The organism is Nonomuraea sp. NPDC059023, from assembly GCF_042740095.1.
In the GTDB taxonomy this organism is placed as follows: Bacteria; Actinomycetota; Actinomycetes; order Streptosporangiales; family Streptosporangiaceae; genus Nonomuraea.
In genome coordinates this window covers 79,989-94,416 of sequence record NZ_JBHYIO010000006.1, presented here as the reverse complement: position 1 = coordinate 94,416, position 14,428 = coordinate 79,989, and the positions used below count along the sequence as shown (strand labels likewise).

The window sequence follows — 14,428 nt, the reverse complement described above, 5'->3', positions numbered from 1 at the left end:
CGTCTGCATTTTATACGTGATCGTCTCGCGAGCTATACTGCCGGTGTGGATCTGCTGAGCGACGTCATCGCCTCCATGCGCGTCGGCCGGGCGAACTCGGTCCGGGTCGAGTGGCGCGCTCCCTGGGGCCACTCCTTCCCCGCCGCGGCGGGTACGGCCGGCTTCCAGGTGGTTCTGCAAGGTTCGTGCTGGCTGCTTCCGCCCGAGGGAGAGCCCATCGCGTTGAGTGTCGGCGACGTCGTGTTCCTCCCGCAAGGCCACCCCTACGTGCTGGCCGACTCGCCCGACAGCGCGATCGCCACGGCCGACTGCGGCGACGGGGAGCGCGAGCTGTTCGCCTCCGCCGTCCTGGGCGGCGATGGTGCCAGCACGGTGCTGCTGGGCGGCGGCTACCGGCTCGACCCCTCCAGACTCCACCCGATCCTGCGCTCACTGCCCGAGGTCGTCCACCTGCCCGCCCGCCTCGGCCACCATCCCGAGCTGCGCGCCGCCGTCGACCTGCTCGGCGCCGAGATCGACCGCCCGCGCGCCGGGGCCGACCTGCTCGTCTCCTCGCTGCTCGACATGCTCCTGCTGCTGATCCTGCGCACCTGGTTCGACGGCTCGCACGAGCACTGCAAGGTGGACAACTGGGCGCGGGCGCTGACCGACCCGTCGATCCGTGCCGCCCTCGACGCCATCCACCGCGACCCAGCGGCGCCGTGGACGGTCGAGTCGCTCGGCCGCGAGGCGGGCCTGTCGCGGGCCGCCTTCTCGCGCCGTTTCACGCAGCTCGTCGGTCAGCCGCCGCTCGGCTACCTGACGTGGTGGCGGCTGGGCACCGCCGCCCACCTGCTGCGCGAGAGCGACGCGCCGCTCGGCGAGATCTCCGCGCGGGTCGGTTACGGCTCGGAGTTCGCCTTCGCCAACGCCTTCAAGCGCGAGTACGGCCTGGCCCCCGGCAAGTTCCGCCGCGAGTCGTGCCGGCTGCCGACGATCAGCGCGCTCCCAGATGCGGCAGGCACGGCTCCAGCCCGGTGATCGTGTAGCCCTCCTCCGGCTTCCAGTCCTCGCGGGCCATGCGGAAACGTTTGCTGGGCACCGCCTCGCCCTTGCGGTTGTCGATCTGGATGCCGTCCTCCCGGTAGCCGAGCTTCCTGGTCACGCCGAGCGAGGGCAGATTGTCCTCGAACGCCACCGTCCTGGCCCAGCGCGCGCCCAGCCCCTCGAAGGCCAGGTGCAGCGCCGCCTTGCGCATCTCGGTGCCGATGCCCTGGCCGTGGAAGCGGCGGCCCAGCCAGGAGCCGGTGACCACCTCGCGGGTGACCGCGAAGTCGACGGCCGCCACTTCCTGCGTGCCGACGACCTGGCCGTCGCGGACCACCACGAAGTTCGCGGTCCAGTCCTCCGGCTTCCAGGTGCCCCAGGACTTGAAGTGGTAAAGCACGGTCGCCTTGGCCCGTTCGCTGGGCTCGGCTTCCGTCCACGGGATGACGAAGGGCATGAATCCCTCCTCGTGCACGCCTTCGGCGGCCCGTTCTGCCAGCTCGTCGAGCTCGGCGAACGACGGCATGTGGAGCTGGAGGTTGGGGGTGGTGATCCGGAGACCGAACAGGGGCCAATGACGCATGCATGCAGGTTTATGCCAGCTAGACGCCCTGGGGCAACCGAAATACGCGGCCCGGGTCGTAGGCGGCCTTGACCTCGGCCAGCCGGGCGGCGTTCGGGCCGTAGTAGGCCGAGCGCCATGCGCGCAGGTCGGGGTCGATGTAGTTCACGTAGGCGTGGTCGCCCAGGAACGCGCGCATCTCGCCGTGGACGCCGCGCAGCCAGGTGCGGGAGGTGCCGTCGGCGTAGTACTGGACGCTGTAGAGCGCCGCCCGGTGCGGGAAGGCGGTGTCGCGCACGCCCACGCGGCCGATCGCGCCCCCGAACGCGTCCAGCAGGACCGCGTGCTGCCCCGGCCTGGCCACCCAGGCGACCAGCTTGGCGATGCCGGTGGCGGGGAGCCTGCCGTAGGCGAGGTGCGACTTGGCGGAGAACGTCGTGCGCGGCCCCGGCCCGCCGGCCATGATCCGCATCGCCGCCAGGTACGGCACCACCCGCGCCGAACGGGCCTCCGGCTGCCCGACCTTGGCCACCAGCGCCGCGAGGTGCCGGTTGAGCCCGGTCAGGCCGCCCAGGTAGGTTCCGGCGAGCTGGACGTGGAGGCTCCCGCGGTCGCGTACCAGGTGCAGCGTCGACCACAGCTCGTCGGGGGCGCCCGGCGCCCAGTCCTGCCAGGCGGTGAGCGCCGCGGCCGCCTTCGACCAGGGCCAGCGCAGGTAGAAATGGCCGATCTCACGCGCGGTGTGGGTGCGGAACGTGAACGAGGTGGCGACGCCGAAGTTGCCGCCGCCACCGCCGCGGCAGGCCCAGAACAGCGCGGGATGCCGGGTCGCGTCGCAGTCCAGCACCCGCCCGTCGGCGGTGACCACCCGCACGGACACCAGCCGGTCGCAGGTCAGCCCGTACTTCCTGGAGACCGCCCCGATCCCGCCGCCCAGCGCCAGCCCGCCCACGCCGACCGTGGGACAGGAGCCGGCCGGGATGCTCACGCCGTGCCTGGCCAGCTTGGTGTAGACGTCCATGAGCTTGGCGCCCGGCCCGATCGTGGCCAGGCCCGCGCGGTGGGTGACGGCGTTCATCCGCGACAGGTCGACGACGAGGCCGGAGCCGGTGGACCAGCCCGCGTAGGAGTGCCCGCCCGAACGTGCGGTGACCGCGACGCCGGTACGCCGGGCAAACGCCAGACATTTCGCAACATCTTCTGATGTTTCGCAGTACGCGATACCGCCTGGGCGGATGCGGTCGAAGGCCGGGTTGTACAGGCGCTTCGACCGGTCGTAGGCGGCGTCGCCGGGGCGAACCAAGGTGCCCTTGAGCCCGCGGCGCAGGCCCGCCCAGTCGGGTGGCGCGGCGGAGAGGGACACGGGGACCAGCGCGGCGGCGCCCAGAAAGTCACGGCGGTTCACAGCTCATGTGACGAGAACCGTGGCCGACGGGTTGGTTACGACTGCGTCACCTTCCTCTTATTCAGGGGTAACACCTGGATAACGTCCCATCTACACGTGTTGCCAACCAAGGAAAGGCCGACGAATACTGCGGAATCAACACGAGTTGATACGACCGAAGGGCGAACTCGCAGTGGTCACACGCCGTGATGTGGCACGACTGGCCGGCACCTCGGAGGCCGTCGTCAGCTACGTGCTCAACAACGGGCCGCGCAACGTCGCCCCCCATACCCGCGAACGGATCCTGCGCGCGATCGACGAACTCGGCTACCGCCCGAACGTCGTGGCCCGGTCGCTGCGCACCAGCCGTACCCACACGATCGGGCTCGTCGTCCCCGACAACGCCAACCCGTTCTTCGCCGAGCTGGCCCGCGAGATCGAGGACGTCGCGTTCGAGCACGGCCTGACCCTGCTGCTCGGCAACGCCATGGACGACGACGAGCGCGAGGCCGCGTACGTGCGGACCCTGATCGACCGGCAGGTCGACGGGCTGATCCTCATTCCCGCCCATGGCCCGCGCGCCTGGCGGTCGCTGCTGGCCGCCTCCCGGGTGCCCTGCATCGTCCTGGACCGCGAGCTCGACGACACCCCCGCCAGCCACCTGCTGCTCGACAACGAGGGCGGCGCCCACGAGGCCACCCGCCACCTGCTCGGCCACGGGCAGCGGCGCATCGGCTGCGTGGCCGGTCCCAAGGACATCCACCCCACCGTCGACCGGGTCGCCGGGTGGGCGCGGGCGCTCACCGAGGCGGGGCTCGATCCGTCGGGGATGCCGCTGGCGCACGGGCCGTTCGGGCGGCGGCAGGGATACCTGAGCGGGCGGGAACTGCTGTCCCGGGAGGACCGGCCCACGGCGCTGTTCGTGACCAGCGACGAGCAGGCCATCGGGGTGATGCGCGCCGCGGCCGAGCTGGGGCTGACCGTCCCGGGTGATGTCGCTCTGTGCTCGTTCGACGGGATCGCCGCCTCGTCGTACACCGTGCCCGCCCTGACCACCATGCGGCAGCCGATCGAGGAGCTCGGCCGGCGTGCCGTCGAACTGCTCGCCGCCAAGATCGGCGGCGACGCGACGCGGGGCGAGCGGGTGGTGCTGGAGGCGACGCTGATCCGGCGCGGGTCCTGCGGCTGTCCCGACCCGGTGGGCGGGGTGGACGATGGCTGAGCCGATGTGGAGCGCGTTCCGGGCCGCCATCCGGTACGGAAGGGCGTCATATGCGTCCTGACGGGCTCTGGCATCCGCGGCTGCTGCAGATCCTGTCGGCGGCCGGACACACCGACCTGATCGTGGTGGCCGATCCCGGCCTGCCCGTGCCGCCCGGCGTCGAGACGGTGGACCTCGTCTGGCGCAGGGGCGAGCCGGCCTTCCTCCCCGTCCTGCGCGAGGTGCTCGCCGAACTCGTCGTCGAGACCGCCTACATCGCCGAGGAGTCGCCCGACGGCTTCCTCGACGGCGTCCTGACCCGGCCAGAACGTATCCCGCACACCCAGCTCAAAGAGCTTGCCGCCCAGGCCCGCGCGGTCGTCAGGACCGGCGAGGCCACGCCGTACAGCAACGTCGTGCTCCAAGCGGGCGTTCCCTTCTGAAGGAGACACCAGATGAACAAGAAGATCGTCGTTGTGGCCGGTCTGGCCCTCGCGCTGGCCGCGTGCGGCAAGGAGGGCGGCACGACCGGTGGACAGAGCGCCGCCGCGCCCAAGCCCGGTGAGAAGCCGGGCGTGTGTTTGGTGATGAAGTCGCTGGCCAACGAGTTCTTCCAGCAGATGCAGAAGGGCGCCGAAGAGCACGCGGCCAAGCGCGGCGACCTCACGCTGAGCGTGGTCGGCATCCAGAACGAGACCGACATCGACAACCAGGTCGCCGCGATCGAGAAGTGCGTGACGCAGCAGGCCAAGGCGATCGTGATCGCCCCGGCCGACTCGCGCGCGCTGGTCGCCCCGCTCAAGCGTGCCGTGGACTCCGGCGTGAAGGTCGTCAACATCGACGTCCAGCTTGAGGAGGGCGCGATGAAGTCGGCCGGAATCGCGGACAAGGTGCCCTTCGTCGGCCCCGACAACCGCGAGGGCGCCAAGCAGTCCGGCATGGAGCTGGTCAAGGCCGTCGGCAAGGACGCCGAGGTGGTCATCCTGGAGGGCAACCCAGGCGCGGCCAACGCCACCCAGCGCAAGACCGGGTTCCAGGACGCGATCAAGGAGGGCGGCCTCAAACTGGTCGACTCCAAGACCGCCCACTGGGAGACGAACGAGGCCCACACCGTCTTCGGCAACATGCTCACCGCCCACCCGAACATCAAGGGCGTGCTGGCCGCCAACGACAACATGGCGCTCGGCGCGCTCAAGGCCATCGAGGAGCAGGGCAAGAAGGAGCAGATCAAGGTCGCCGCGTTCGACAACATCCCGGCCATCGCCTCCTACGTCAAGAGCGGCGCGGTCGTCTCGACCCTTGACCAGTACGGCGCGCAGCAGGCCGCCAACGGCATCGACTACGCGATGAAGATGATCGCCGGCGAGAACGTCAGCGGCTGGCAGAAGACCGAGATCAAGCTCATCACCAAGGACAACGTCGGATGATGCGGGTCACCGGCCTCGTCAAGCGCTTCCCCGGCGTGGTGGCGCTGGACGGCGTCGACCTGGACATCCGGGCGGGCGAGATCCACGCCCTGGTCGGTGAGAACGGCGCCGGCAAGTCCACGCTGGTCAAGGCGCTGGCCGGGATCCACACGCCGGACGGCGGTTCGATGACGCTGGACGGGCGGCCGTACCGGCCGGGCAGCGCCGCCGACGGACTGGCGGCGGGGATCTCGGTCGTTCATCAGGAGCTGGCGCTGCTGCCGTACCTCACCGTGGCGGAGAACCTCTTCCTGCGCGCGCTCCCGCGCAAGGCGGGAGTCGTCGACCGGCGGCGGCTGCGCGCGGACGCGGCGGCGCTGCTGGCCGAGATCGGGCTGGACGTCGCGCCCGACACGCCCGTCGAGCGGCTCGGCATCGCGCAGATGCAGCTCGTGGAGATCGCCAAGGCGATCTCCACGGAAGCCAGGCTCCTGATCATGGACGAGCCGACCGCGACGCTCACCTCGCGCGAGTCCGGGCGGCTGTTCGGCATCCTGCGCGGGCTGCGCGAGCGCGGCGTGGCGATCGTCTACATCTCGCACCATCTGCAGGAAGTGCTGGAGCTGGCCGATCGGGTGACGGTTCTGCGGAACGGCCGCAGCGTCGTGAGCCGCCCGATGGCCGGTGTCACCGCGCCCGACCTGGTGCGGGCGATGGTGGGGCGGGATCTGGCCCAGGAGTACCCGCCGCTGCCGGAGCGGGCGGAGGGCAAGGAGGCGCTCAGGGTCACGGGGCTGCGGGTGAGCGGGTTCGAGGGGCCGCTGTCGTTCTCGGTGCGGGCGGGGGAGGTGGTGGGGTTCGCCGGGTTGGTGGGGGCGGGCCGTACCGAGGCGATGCGGGCGATCTTCGGAGCCGACACCGCCCTGGCCGGAACCATCGAGCTTCACGGGCGCAAAGTCCGAATTAGGCACCCCAAGGACGCCGTGCGGCACGGCATCAGCCTGCTCACCGAGGACCGCAAGTCGCAGGGCCTCGTCCTGGACCTGCCCATCAGCGCCAACGTCACCCTGGCCAAGCTGCGCGGCGCCCTTCTCTCCTTCAAGCGGGAACGCGCTCTCGCCCAGCAGTTGGGCAGCCGCCTGCACCTGCGCTCGGCCGGCGTCACCCAGCACGTACGCACGCTGTCCGGCGGCAACCAGCAGAAGGTCGTCCTGGCCAAATGGCTCAACGCCGGATCCGACGTGCTCATCGTGGACGAACCCACCCGAGGCATCGACGTAGGCGCCAAATACGAGATCCACGAGCTCCTGCTCGGCCTGGCCGCGGAGGGCAAAGCCCTGCTCGTCGTCTCCTCCGACCTGCCCGAGCTGATGGGCATCTGCGACCGCATCCTCGTCTTCTCCCGCGGCAAGATCGCCGGAGAGGTGGCCAGAGCCGGCTTCGACGCCGAGCACATCCTCACGCTGGCCTACTCGGGCTACCTCAAGAACGGTGAAAAACCATGATCAAACGGCTCGTCCTCGGCGAGGCGGGCATCGGTGTGGCCCTGGTGGTGCTCGCGGGATTCTTCGTCCTCGCCGCCCCGAACTTCGCCACCGAGCAGAACCTCCGCAACATCATGACCCAGATCACGCTGAACACCGTGCTGGCCGTCGGCATGACGTTCGTGATCCTGGTGGGCGGCATCGACCTGTCGGTGGGCTCGTCGATGGCACTGTGCGCCGTCGTGTCCGGCACGATGATGGCCGGATCGGCCTCCCCCGCGACCCTGGTCGCCGCCATCCTGGTCAGCGTGCTCGTCGGCGGAGTCGTCGGCTGGCTGAACGGCTTCATCTCCGAACAGTGGCGGGTCCCGTCGTTCATCGTGACCCTGGCCATGCTCAACATCGCCCGCGGCGCGGCCGAGCGCTACACCGACGCCGCCACCATCTACAACCTCCCCGCCGCCCTGAACGACTTCGGCACCCTCACCCTGATCGGCATCCCCGCCGTGTTCTGGGTCGCGGTACTGCTGGCCGGAGCCGGCTGGTTCGTCCTGTCCAGGACGGTGTTCGGCCGCCTCATCTACGCGACGGGCAACAACGAGGAAGCGGTACGCCTTTCCGGCCACAAGACGTCCCGCATCAAGATCGCCGCCTTCGTGATCGCCGGCTTCACCGTGGGCATCGCGGCGATCCTCTACATGGCCCGCCTCAACATCGCCAGCCCCATCCTCGGCCAGGGCTACGAACTCAACGCGATCGCGGCGGTCGTGATCGGCGGGGCTTCGCTGATGGGCGGACGCGGCTCCATGGTCGGCACGTTCCTGGGCGCCTGCCTGCTGGGGGTTCTCACGAACGGGCTGTTGCTGATGGGGGTGTCCGACTTCGAACGCCAGATCATCACGGGGCTGGTCATCCTGGTGGCCGTGGTCCTGGACGCCTACCGGCTGAGGCTGGCCCGCAAACTAGCCATAACCCAACCCGCCGCCCCCAACCCGGTGACGTCCTGACCTCGACCTGGTTGCTGGGTTGGCCCCGCTACCCACGTTCCGGCCCCGGGCATCTGGCTGACGTCCGGGGCGTGGCGTATCGACTGCGGTCATGCGCTGTCCAGCCGTCCGGCCAGCCTTCTGGGCATTGCGCCGGGTGGGCGGTCACCTGGACCAGCACCTCAACCGGGTAACGGGTTGGGGGCGGGCGTCACCTGGCCCACCACCCAACCGGGCAACGGGTGGGAGGCCTAAGGCAAGGCAGCCCGAGCGGAGCGAGGACCTACAGGGGTCGGGCCCCCGGCCCGACCGGGAACACGCGCGGAGCGTAGCGGAGCACCTTGCTTTCAGGCTAGGCGAAGGGCCAGGGCGGGGCACATGCCTACTGCTCGCTTGGCCTCCTTCAGCATCCATTCCGGCACCGGCCGGAAGCTCGGGTATCCGAAGTCGTCCAGGTCCACGAACTCGGGTAGCAAGTGGGCGCACAGGCCGTGGCCCTGGCAGCGGGTCCAGTCCACGTCCAGCCGGTACTCCGGCTCCGCCACCGCCTCGGGCAAAGGCAGGACGCCGCGCACCGGGCGGCCGCACGTGCCCGCGTCCTGGTGGGCCACGATGTCGTCGGCGAACACGTCCAGCGCCGACAGGATGAAGCGTGCCGTCCCGTCCGGGTGGAAGCAGGCGCCGCGTCTCTCGATCGCGCGTACGGCCCGCCGTACCGCGTCAGGAGACCCCGATCCGCCCGCCAGCGAGCCCAGTGCCCGAGCCACGTCCGGCAGCCCGAGGCGGCACGGCCCGCACTGACCCGACGACTGCGCGGACAGGTACGAAGCCACCCGCGCGGCCTCCCCGAGCGGGCAGGTGGCGGTGCCGATCGGCACCACGATCCCGGCCCCGAGTTCGCCTCCGGCCAGCTTCATGCCTTCGCGGGACACGCTGGCGGCCGCGGCGGCGGCCGGGTCCAGCCAGGCGCCGTGGTAGCCGCCGACGAGCACCCCGTCGCCGGGTTCGGCGTCGCACAGGTCGAGCACGGTCGCGAGCGGCATGCCCGCGGCCACCTCGACGACGGACTCGGACGCGGCCCCGCCGCTGACGGTGAGCAGCAGGGTGCCGGGTTCGCGGGAGGTTCCGGCGTCGGCGTAGCCCTCGGTGCCGAGCTCGGCCAGTACGGCGACCTGCGCGAACGTCTCGGCGTTGGACAGCAGCGTCGGCAGCCCGTCGACGCCGGAGCTGCTGGCCCGCTTCTTGCGTCCGGGCGGCGTCGCTTCGAGCCCGTTGACCCCGCGCACCAACGCGCCGCCCTCGCCGGACACGAACCGTTCCGGCAGCCCGACGACGCGGATGCGCAGGTGGCTCTCCTCGGCGCCGGCGACGGCGGCGGCCTTGCGTTCGGCCACCGCCGCCGCCATGGACCCTTCGGCCACCTCGCCCTCGACGGTGGCGATCACCACCTCGCGGGCGTGGAGCGCCTCGGCGGCGAGCACCGCGCCGTCGAGTACCAGGTGCGGGGTGCGCACGAGGAGCATGGCGTCCTTGGAACTGGCCGGCTCGCCTTCGACGGCGTTGACCAGCACGACGCTCTCGCGCGCACCGGCCGCCTCGGCGACGGCCCGCATCTTGCGAGCGAACGGGAAGGCCGCCCCGCCCCGGCCCCGCAGGTCGACCTCCTCGACCTGGGCGAGGAGGTTCTCGAGGTCACGCGGGGCGGGTGTGCCGTGGACGGTGCGGTGGGCGGGCAGGTCGAGCCGCCGGCAGTGGTCGAGACCGGCGGTGAGCCTGGCGGGGCCGAGCCGCTGAACGCGCGGCACCCTGTGCGGAATCATCGGTGGGACTCCTTTCTCAGCCCGCCGCCCGGAACTTCCGGCGAGCGGCGTCGAGGCTGACGGGCGCCTCGGTGACCTGGGGTTCGGTGCGCGTCTGCGGCACCGCTTCCGGCGTCTCCACCGGTTCCGGTACGGCCGGCGGCCGCACCATCGTGGCCACGACCCGTACCAGCAGGGCGGCGCCCACGGCCGCGAGGCAGGCCACGTACGACCAGGTCACCCACGCCGAGGGCGGCCGCCCGGCGGTCAGCCCGTGCAGGACGGCGACCGGCCACGCGAGGTACGCGCAGGCGTGCAGCGAGCGCCAGATCCAGGGCTGGGGCGAGCCGGCGAACATGCCGCGCAGCAGCCCGCTGGTGGCGGAGATGACGAGGAGCCCGGCCGCCACCGCGCCCAGTACCTGCGGCCGTTCGATCTTCAGCGCCACGTGCGTGGCCAGTGCCGCCATCCCGGCCATGGCCACGATCCGGTGGGCGAACTGCGCGTACACGCGATGGCGGGCGGACAGGAAGACCCGTTCGGTGGCGATGAGGCCGAGGGCCACGGTCGCGGTCAGCGTCACCAGAGCGATCACGCCTACGTAGAAATCGAGGAAGCCCAGCAGTTCCAGCCCGCGCGGCGATCTGGCCAGCGCGTAGCCGGACAGCAGCAGTGCGGTGATCCCGGCGGTCAGGCCGAGGCGGACCGGTCGCGTGTCCAGCTTGGACGGTGCGTGCCGGGGATTTCGTCGGTGGAGCATGCGTTCCTCCCAGGGTCGGTTGAGGGTGCGACTCGGGGGAGCGCCGTCGCCGGAGCGCTAGCAGCGGCGTCCGCGGTTGATGCAGTTGACGGCGAAGGCCATCAGCCGATCCGGCATCACGTTGGCGAAGTCGGCGTGGTCGGTGACCGGGTTGTGCTTCTGTTCGGGGAAGGCGTCCACGGCGTAGGAGGCGCCCTGCGGCACGCTGTAGGTCAGGACCATCCGGAGCTGAGGTACGGCCCGGGTGCCCTGGGGGCATCTGCCCTGGTTGGGGAAGAGCACGTGGGTGCGGTGGTTGGCGCTGTCGGTGTTCTGGCCGTCCCAGCAGCTCGGGAAGTCCAGCACGCGGACGACCTGGCTGAAGCGCGGGCACAGCGGATATTGGGTGGTGATCCGGTTGGTGAAGCCGGTGCAGGTCCATTGGGCCCGGGCGTTGGCGCCGCCGTTCGTGGCGGCCTTGGCGTCACCGGTGATCAGCCTGAGGAACCTCGGCATCGCGACCACCCGGCTGTTGGACGCCGCGCGGAACTGCAGCGTGACCGAGCGGGGTCGCAGCACGCGGCCGACGTTTCCGTCCGGGTCGCTGACGTTGTCGTCGACCTTGCGGTCTCGGAGCACCGGCCAGAAATATGTGGATTTGTCGCCCAGGCGGCAGGTGGTGCCGGCGGCGGCGAGGCTCTGGTCGGTGGAGAAGGCGTCCGTGGACAGGTTGCCCACGTAGTCGTGCAGGTGGTGGGCGCCGTTGCGGACACCCGGCGCGACGATGAAGTTGTCGGGGTTGTTGTGGCCGTTGCCGTTGGTGCCACATGCGGACACGAACGAGCCCCTGGCCTGCAGGAGGTTGCCGCGTGAGTTCGGCCGCACCCGCCTGATGTCGATGAAGTCCTCCACGAACGGGCCCAGGTCGGCGCAGTTCTCCTCGGCGCTCTCGCTCTCGCTGGGGGAGGGCGACGGCTCCTGGCTCGGGTCCTGCGACGGATCCTGGCTGGGGTCCTGTGAGGGGTCCTGGCTCGGGTCCTGACTCGGGTCCTGTGAGGGGTCCTGGCTGGGGTTCTGCGACGGGGTGCGCGTGGGCGCCCTGCTGGGTTCCCGCGATCGGGTACGGCTGTCGGCCCGCTCGGGATCCGTCGACAGGGCCGGGGGAGCGATCCCGCCACCCGAGCCGAAGTCGTCCTGCTGATCACCTTGCTGGTTCTGGTCGCCTTGAGGGTCGCCCTGCTGGTTCCGGTCGCCTTGCTGGTCGCCTTGCCGGTTCTGGTTGCCTTGAGGGTTGTTGTCCTGCTGGTTCTGGTCGTCCGGGTTCTGCTGGTCGGCCTGGCGGTTCTGGGACTGCTGGCGGCCCTGCTCGGCCGGATCGCAGTGGTCGGCTCGCGCGGGGACCACGCCGATGACGGCCGCGGACACCAGCCCGCCGGCCACCAGGGCCAGTGCGGACACGGCCGCGGCCACGGGTTTGGATCTGCTCATCGCATCTCTCCTTGGGTTAGCGCGGTGCCGGGGGTTCGGGCAGGTCGGAGTAGTTGACCAGGCCGATCGACTCCAGCAGCGTCATGTGCCTGAGCACCGCGGCGTTCGCCTTGGCGGCGAACTTCCTGACCTCGTCGTTGCGCGTTCCCGCCCGCACGGCCGCCACGACCGAGAAGACCTTCCCGTGCGCCTGGCGCAGCAGGTTGGTGTACTCGCGGTCGTAGTCGGCGGCCGAGGCGGCGGAGATCTGCGCCATCCAGGTCTGCTGGTCGGCCGAGGCGGTGCTGGGCAGCGCGACGTCGAGTTCCGCTGCCACGGCCCTGACCTCGACGTCGAGCTTGAGGTGGTCTTCGATGATGTGCCCGGCGACCTCCTTCAGCCGGGCGCTCTGGCCGCGTTGCTGGGCCTGCTGGCTGGTGGGGATCTCCCAGAGTCCGGCCTGCCGTACCTTGATCAGAAGATCGCGGTCGGCCGGCCCGAGCGGGCCCGAGTCCGTCATCGTCCAGCCCGCCTGCGCGGTCGTGCTGCCGGGAGGCAGCACGAGCAGGACCGTCACCACGGCCGCCACGGCGAACGAGCCGAGCATGAAGAACTCTCCCGCCCCCAAACGGCGGCGAAACTTACGCATGGTCGGGGATACGCGGGTTTGCGGGGGCGGGTTCACCTATTGAGGCGAGATAGTCAGAAATGACTGGAGTTATCGGAGTGACTACCGAAGTGGTAACGAAGATGTAAAGATGTGGGCCGTGCTAGCTCACTTCGACGGTACAGACGCCGACGAGGAGCATCGCATCTTGGTGCTCTACCAGGAATTTCGCGGCCCGCTCCTGCGCCACGTGCGCAAGGCGACCGGAAACGACCTCCAATGGGCGGAGGACGTTGTCCAGGAGACGATCGTCCGCGCCTGGCGGAACTCGGCGAGACTGCAATGGGAACCCAGCCTCATCTGGGCGTGGCTGCTGACGGTGGCCCGCCGTATCGTGATCGACGGGCGCCGCCGCCGTAGCGCCCGGCCGCAGGAGGTAGAACCCCCGGAGGTGGATACCGTCGCCGTGCCCGACGCCTCCGATCGCGCGCTGTCGGCGATCGTCGTCGCCGACGCGCTCCGCGCTCTGTCGGACGAACACCGCGAAGTCATTGAACAGACCTACCTACGGGATCGTACGATAAGTGAAGCGGCGGAGATTCTGGGGATCCCGCCCGGCACTGTCAAGTCCCGTCTCTACTACGGGATCAGGGCACTGCGCGAACTTCTGCGTGAGAAGGGGGCAGCTGGCTGATGCACCACGAGGTGGCGGCTTATGTCCTCGGTGTCCTGGACGAAGAGGAGCATGAGGCGTTCGAGCGCCACCTCGACGCGTGCCAAGACTGTCAGGTGCAGCTCAGGGAGCTGAGTGAGGTTCCCGAGCTGCTGGACGAACTGAAGCATTCCCCCACCGCCTCGGAAGACTCACATTGACGTAGGGGTTCCTTTTGAGGTGGTATCGGTACGGCCGGTAGAAGTTGGGGGAGGTGCCCGGTGGGGTTCAACGCTGATCCCCCGGACAGGCGGTTCGGCGAAGAGGGCGGGCAGCTGTCCTACGGCGGCTATTTGCGCCTGACGGAGCTGCTCGCACAGCAGCAACCCCAATCGCAGGCCCCGGACGAGCTGCTGTTCATCACCGTGCACCAGGTCTACGAGCTGTGGTTCAAGCTGCTCCTGCACGAGCTGGAGGCGGCCCGCTCGGCCATGTTCAACGGCGAGCTGTGGCAGGCCCGGCACGTCTTCCAGCGCGTGCACGCCGTCGAACGCGTGCTCGTCGAGCAGGTCCAGGTCCTGGAGACGATGACGCCGCAGGACTTCCTGGAGTTCCGTTCGAAGCTGTCGCCGGCCAGCGGATTCCAGTCGGTGCAGTTTCGCGAGCTGGAGTTCCTCTCCGGCGCCAAGGACGCCCGCTACCTCGACCGCCTCAGGGACGCCAGCGAGGAAGAACTCGCCAGGCTCCGCAGGCGGCTCATCGAGCCCACGCTGTGGGATGCTTATCTCACCGCCCTCTCCCAGCGTGATCTGCCGGTCTCCGACGCGGAGATCATGGATTCGCTGCTGGCCGTGGCGAGGGACCGCCGGTCGCACGACGACCTGTGGCAACTGGCCGAAGACCTGCTGACCCATGACGAGACCGCTCAGCTGTGGCGGATGCGGCACGTCCAGATGGTCGAGCGCCAGATCGGCACCAAGTCCGGCACCGGTGGCTCGACCGGCGCGCCCTACCTGCGGGGCAGGACGCGCCTGCACTACTTCCCCTTGCTGTGGGAACTGAGAGCCTGGCTATGACCAGCCAGGCGATGTTTGGCAAACCCTCACAAAGGAGTG

15 protein-coding genes are annotated in these 14,428 nt (G+C 70.1%); 9 read left to right on the top strand and 6 right to left on the bottom strand.

Annotated features, from left to right (window positions below; genetic code table 11):
* Positions 1 to 45 precede the first annotated feature (45 nt).
* Entirely contained in the window at positions 46 to 1,020 is a 975-nt protein-coding gene (locus ACFWYW_RS12440) for an AraC family transcriptional regulator (RefSeq protein WP_379609832.1), read from the top strand.
* Here ACFWYW_RS12440 and ACFWYW_RS12435 read toward each other — a convergent pair.
* On the bottom strand, positions 977 to 1,609 hold the full coding sequence (locus tag ACFWYW_RS12435; RefSeq protein WP_379609831.1) for a GNAT family N-acetyltransferase: 633 nt from the start codon (positions 1,607 to 1,609) through the stop codon (positions 977 to 979). The genes ACFWYW_RS12440 and ACFWYW_RS12435 overlap by 44 nt on opposite strands.
* Before the next feature lie 19 nt (positions 1,610 to 1,628).
* Positions 1,629 to 2,993 (bottom strand): FAD-binding oxidoreductase, encoded by a 1,365-nt coding sequence (locus ACFWYW_RS12430; RefSeq protein WP_379609830.1) that lies wholly within the window; start codon positions 2,991 to 2,993, stop codon positions 1,629 to 1,631.
* Between the two features lie 190 nt (positions 2,994 to 3,183).
* Between ACFWYW_RS12430 and ACFWYW_RS12425 the strand changes: the two genes are divergently transcribed.
* The 5 genes from ACFWYW_RS12425 to ACFWYW_RS12405 are packed head-to-tail and all read left to right on the top strand — an operon-like array spanning position 3,184 to position 8,070.
* On the top strand, positions 3,184 to 4,194 hold the full coding sequence (locus ACFWYW_RS12425; RefSeq protein ID WP_379609829.1) for a LacI family DNA-binding transcriptional regulator: 1,011 nt from the start codon (positions 3,184 to 3,186) through the stop codon (positions 4,192 to 4,194).
* Positions 4,195 to 4,244: 50 nt separating this feature from the next.
* Entirely contained in the window at positions 4,245 to 4,616 is a 372-nt protein-coding gene (gene rbsD, locus ACFWYW_RS12420; RefSeq protein WP_379609828.1) for a D-ribose pyranase, read from the top strand.
* A 12-nt stretch (positions 4,617 to 4,628) separates the two neighbouring features.
* On the top strand, positions 4,629 to 5,600 hold the full coding sequence (locus tag ACFWYW_RS12415) for a sugar ABC transporter substrate-binding protein (protein WP_379609827.1): 972 nt from the start codon (positions 4,629 to 4,631) through the stop codon (positions 5,598 to 5,600).
* Positions 5,597 to 7,084, top strand: a complete 1,488-nt coding sequence (locus tag ACFWYW_RS12410) for a sugar ABC transporter ATP-binding protein (protein WP_379630896.1) — start codon at positions 5,597 to 5,599, stop codon at positions 7,082 to 7,084. The genes ACFWYW_RS12415 and ACFWYW_RS12410 overlap by 4 nt, the downstream gene beginning before the upstream one ends.
* A complete protein-coding gene (locus tag ACFWYW_RS12405; RefSeq protein ID WP_379609824.1) occupies positions 7,081 to 8,070 on the top strand; it encodes an ABC transporter permease in 990 nt (329 codons plus the stop codon). Before ACFWYW_RS12410 ends, ACFWYW_RS12405 begins: the two co-directional genes overlap by 4 nt.
* A 326-nt stretch (positions 8,071 to 8,396) precedes the next feature.
* Here the strand turns inward: ACFWYW_RS12405 and ACFWYW_RS12400 are convergent, their stop codons facing one another.
* Genes ACFWYW_RS12400 through ACFWYW_RS12385 form a run of 4 tightly spaced genes read right to left on the bottom strand, consistent with a single transcriptional unit; the run spans position 8,397 to position 12,703 of the window.
* Complete coding sequence (locus tag ACFWYW_RS12400) at positions 8,397 to 9,869, bottom strand: NADH-ubiquinone oxidoreductase-F iron-sulfur binding region domain-containing protein (RefSeq protein ID WP_379609823.1); 1,473 nt, start codon at positions 9,867 to 9,869, stop codon at positions 8,397 to 8,399.
* Between the two features lie 16 nt (positions 9,870 to 9,885).
* A complete protein-coding gene (locus ACFWYW_RS12395; RefSeq protein ID WP_379609822.1) occupies positions 9,886 to 10,608 on the bottom strand; it encodes a hypothetical protein in 723 nt (240 codons plus the stop codon).
* A gap of 57 nt (positions 10,609 to 10,665) precedes the next feature.
* Positions 10,666 to 12,075, bottom strand: a complete 1,410-nt coding sequence (locus tag ACFWYW_RS12390) for a DUF1996 domain-containing protein (RefSeq protein ID WP_379609821.1) — start codon at positions 12,073 to 12,075, stop codon at positions 10,666 to 10,668.
* A 16-nt stretch (positions 12,076 to 12,091) separates the two neighbouring features.
* Positions 12,092 to 12,703: a DUF4142 domain-containing protein gene (locus ACFWYW_RS12385; RefSeq protein WP_379609820.1), complete on the bottom strand. Its 612-nt coding sequence runs from the start codon at positions 12,701 to 12,703 to the stop codon at positions 12,092 to 12,094.
* Between the two features lie 109 nt (positions 12,704 to 12,812).
* Between ACFWYW_RS12385 and ACFWYW_RS12380 the strand changes: the two genes are divergently transcribed.
* Genes ACFWYW_RS12380 through ACFWYW_RS12370 form a run of 3 tightly spaced genes read left to right on the top strand, consistent with a single transcriptional unit; the run spans position 12,813 to position 14,389 of the window.
* Positions 12,813 to 13,355: a sigma-70 family RNA polymerase sigma factor gene (locus tag ACFWYW_RS12380; RefSeq protein WP_184957689.1), complete on the top strand. Its 543-nt coding sequence runs from the start codon at positions 12,813 to 12,815 to the stop codon at positions 13,353 to 13,355.
* Positions 13,355 to 13,534 carry a zf-HC2 domain-containing protein gene (locus ACFWYW_RS12375; RefSeq protein WP_184957688.1) on the top strand — a complete coding sequence of 60 codons (180 nt, stop codon included), beginning with the start codon at positions 13,355 to 13,357 and terminating at the stop codon, positions 13,532 to 13,534. The genes ACFWYW_RS12380 and ACFWYW_RS12375 overlap by 1 nt, the downstream gene beginning before the upstream one ends.
* A 60-nt stretch (positions 13,535 to 13,594) precedes the next feature.
* Positions 13,595 to 14,389 (top strand): tryptophan 2,3-dioxygenase, encoded by a 795-nt coding sequence (locus tag ACFWYW_RS12370; RefSeq protein ID WP_379609818.1) that lies wholly within the window; start codon positions 13,595 to 13,597, stop codon positions 14,387 to 14,389.
* Positions 14,390 to 14,428 lie beyond the last annotated feature (39 nt).

What these genes read in the sequence shown, in the direction of transcription:
- ACFWYW_RS12435 (WP_379609831.1), bottom strand. Translation starts at nt 1,609, where the DNA reads ATGCGTCATTGGCCCCTGTTCGGTCTCCGGATCACCACCCCCAACCTC.
- rbsD (WP_379609828.1), top strand. Translation starts at nt 4,245, where the DNA reads ATGCGTCCTGACGGGCTCTGGCATCCGCGGCTGCTGCAGATCCTGTCG.
- ACFWYW_RS12415 (WP_379609827.1), top strand. Translation starts at nt 4,629, where the DNA reads ATGAACAAGAAGATCGTCGTTGTGGCCGGTCTGGCCCTCGCGCTGGCC.
- ACFWYW_RS12410 (WP_379630896.1), top strand. Translation starts at nt 5,597, where the DNA reads ATGATGCGGGTCACCGGCCTCGTCAAGCGCTTCCCCGGCGTGGTGGCG.
- ACFWYW_RS12405 (WP_379609824.1), top strand. Translation starts at nt 7,081, where the DNA reads ATGATCAAACGGCTCGTCCTCGGCGAGGCGGGCATCGGTGTGGCCCTG.
- ACFWYW_RS12400 (WP_379609823.1), bottom strand. Translation starts at nt 9,869, where the DNA reads ATGATTCCGCACAGGGTGCCGCGCGTTCAGCGGCTCGGCCCCGCCAGG.
- ACFWYW_RS12395 (WP_379609822.1), bottom strand. Translation starts at nt 10,608, where the DNA reads ATGCTCCACCGACGAAATCCCCGGCACGCACCGTCCAAGCTGGACACG.
- ACFWYW_RS12390 (WP_379609821.1), bottom strand. Translation starts at nt 12,075, where the DNA reads ATGAGCAGATCCAAACCCGTGGCCGCGGCCGTGTCCGCACTGGCCCTG.
- ACFWYW_RS12385 (WP_379609820.1), bottom strand. Translation starts at nt 12,703, where the DNA reads ATGCGTAAGTTTCGCCGCCGTTTGGGGGCGGGAGAGTTCTTCATGCTC.
- ACFWYW_RS12380 (WP_184957689.1), top strand. Translation starts at nt 12,813, where the DNA reads ATGTGGGCCGTGCTAGCTCACTTCGACGGTACAGACGCCGACGAGGAG.
- ACFWYW_RS12375 (WP_184957688.1), top strand. Translation starts at nt 13,355, where the DNA reads ATGCACCACGAGGTGGCGGCTTATGTCCTCGGTGTCCTGGACGAAGAG.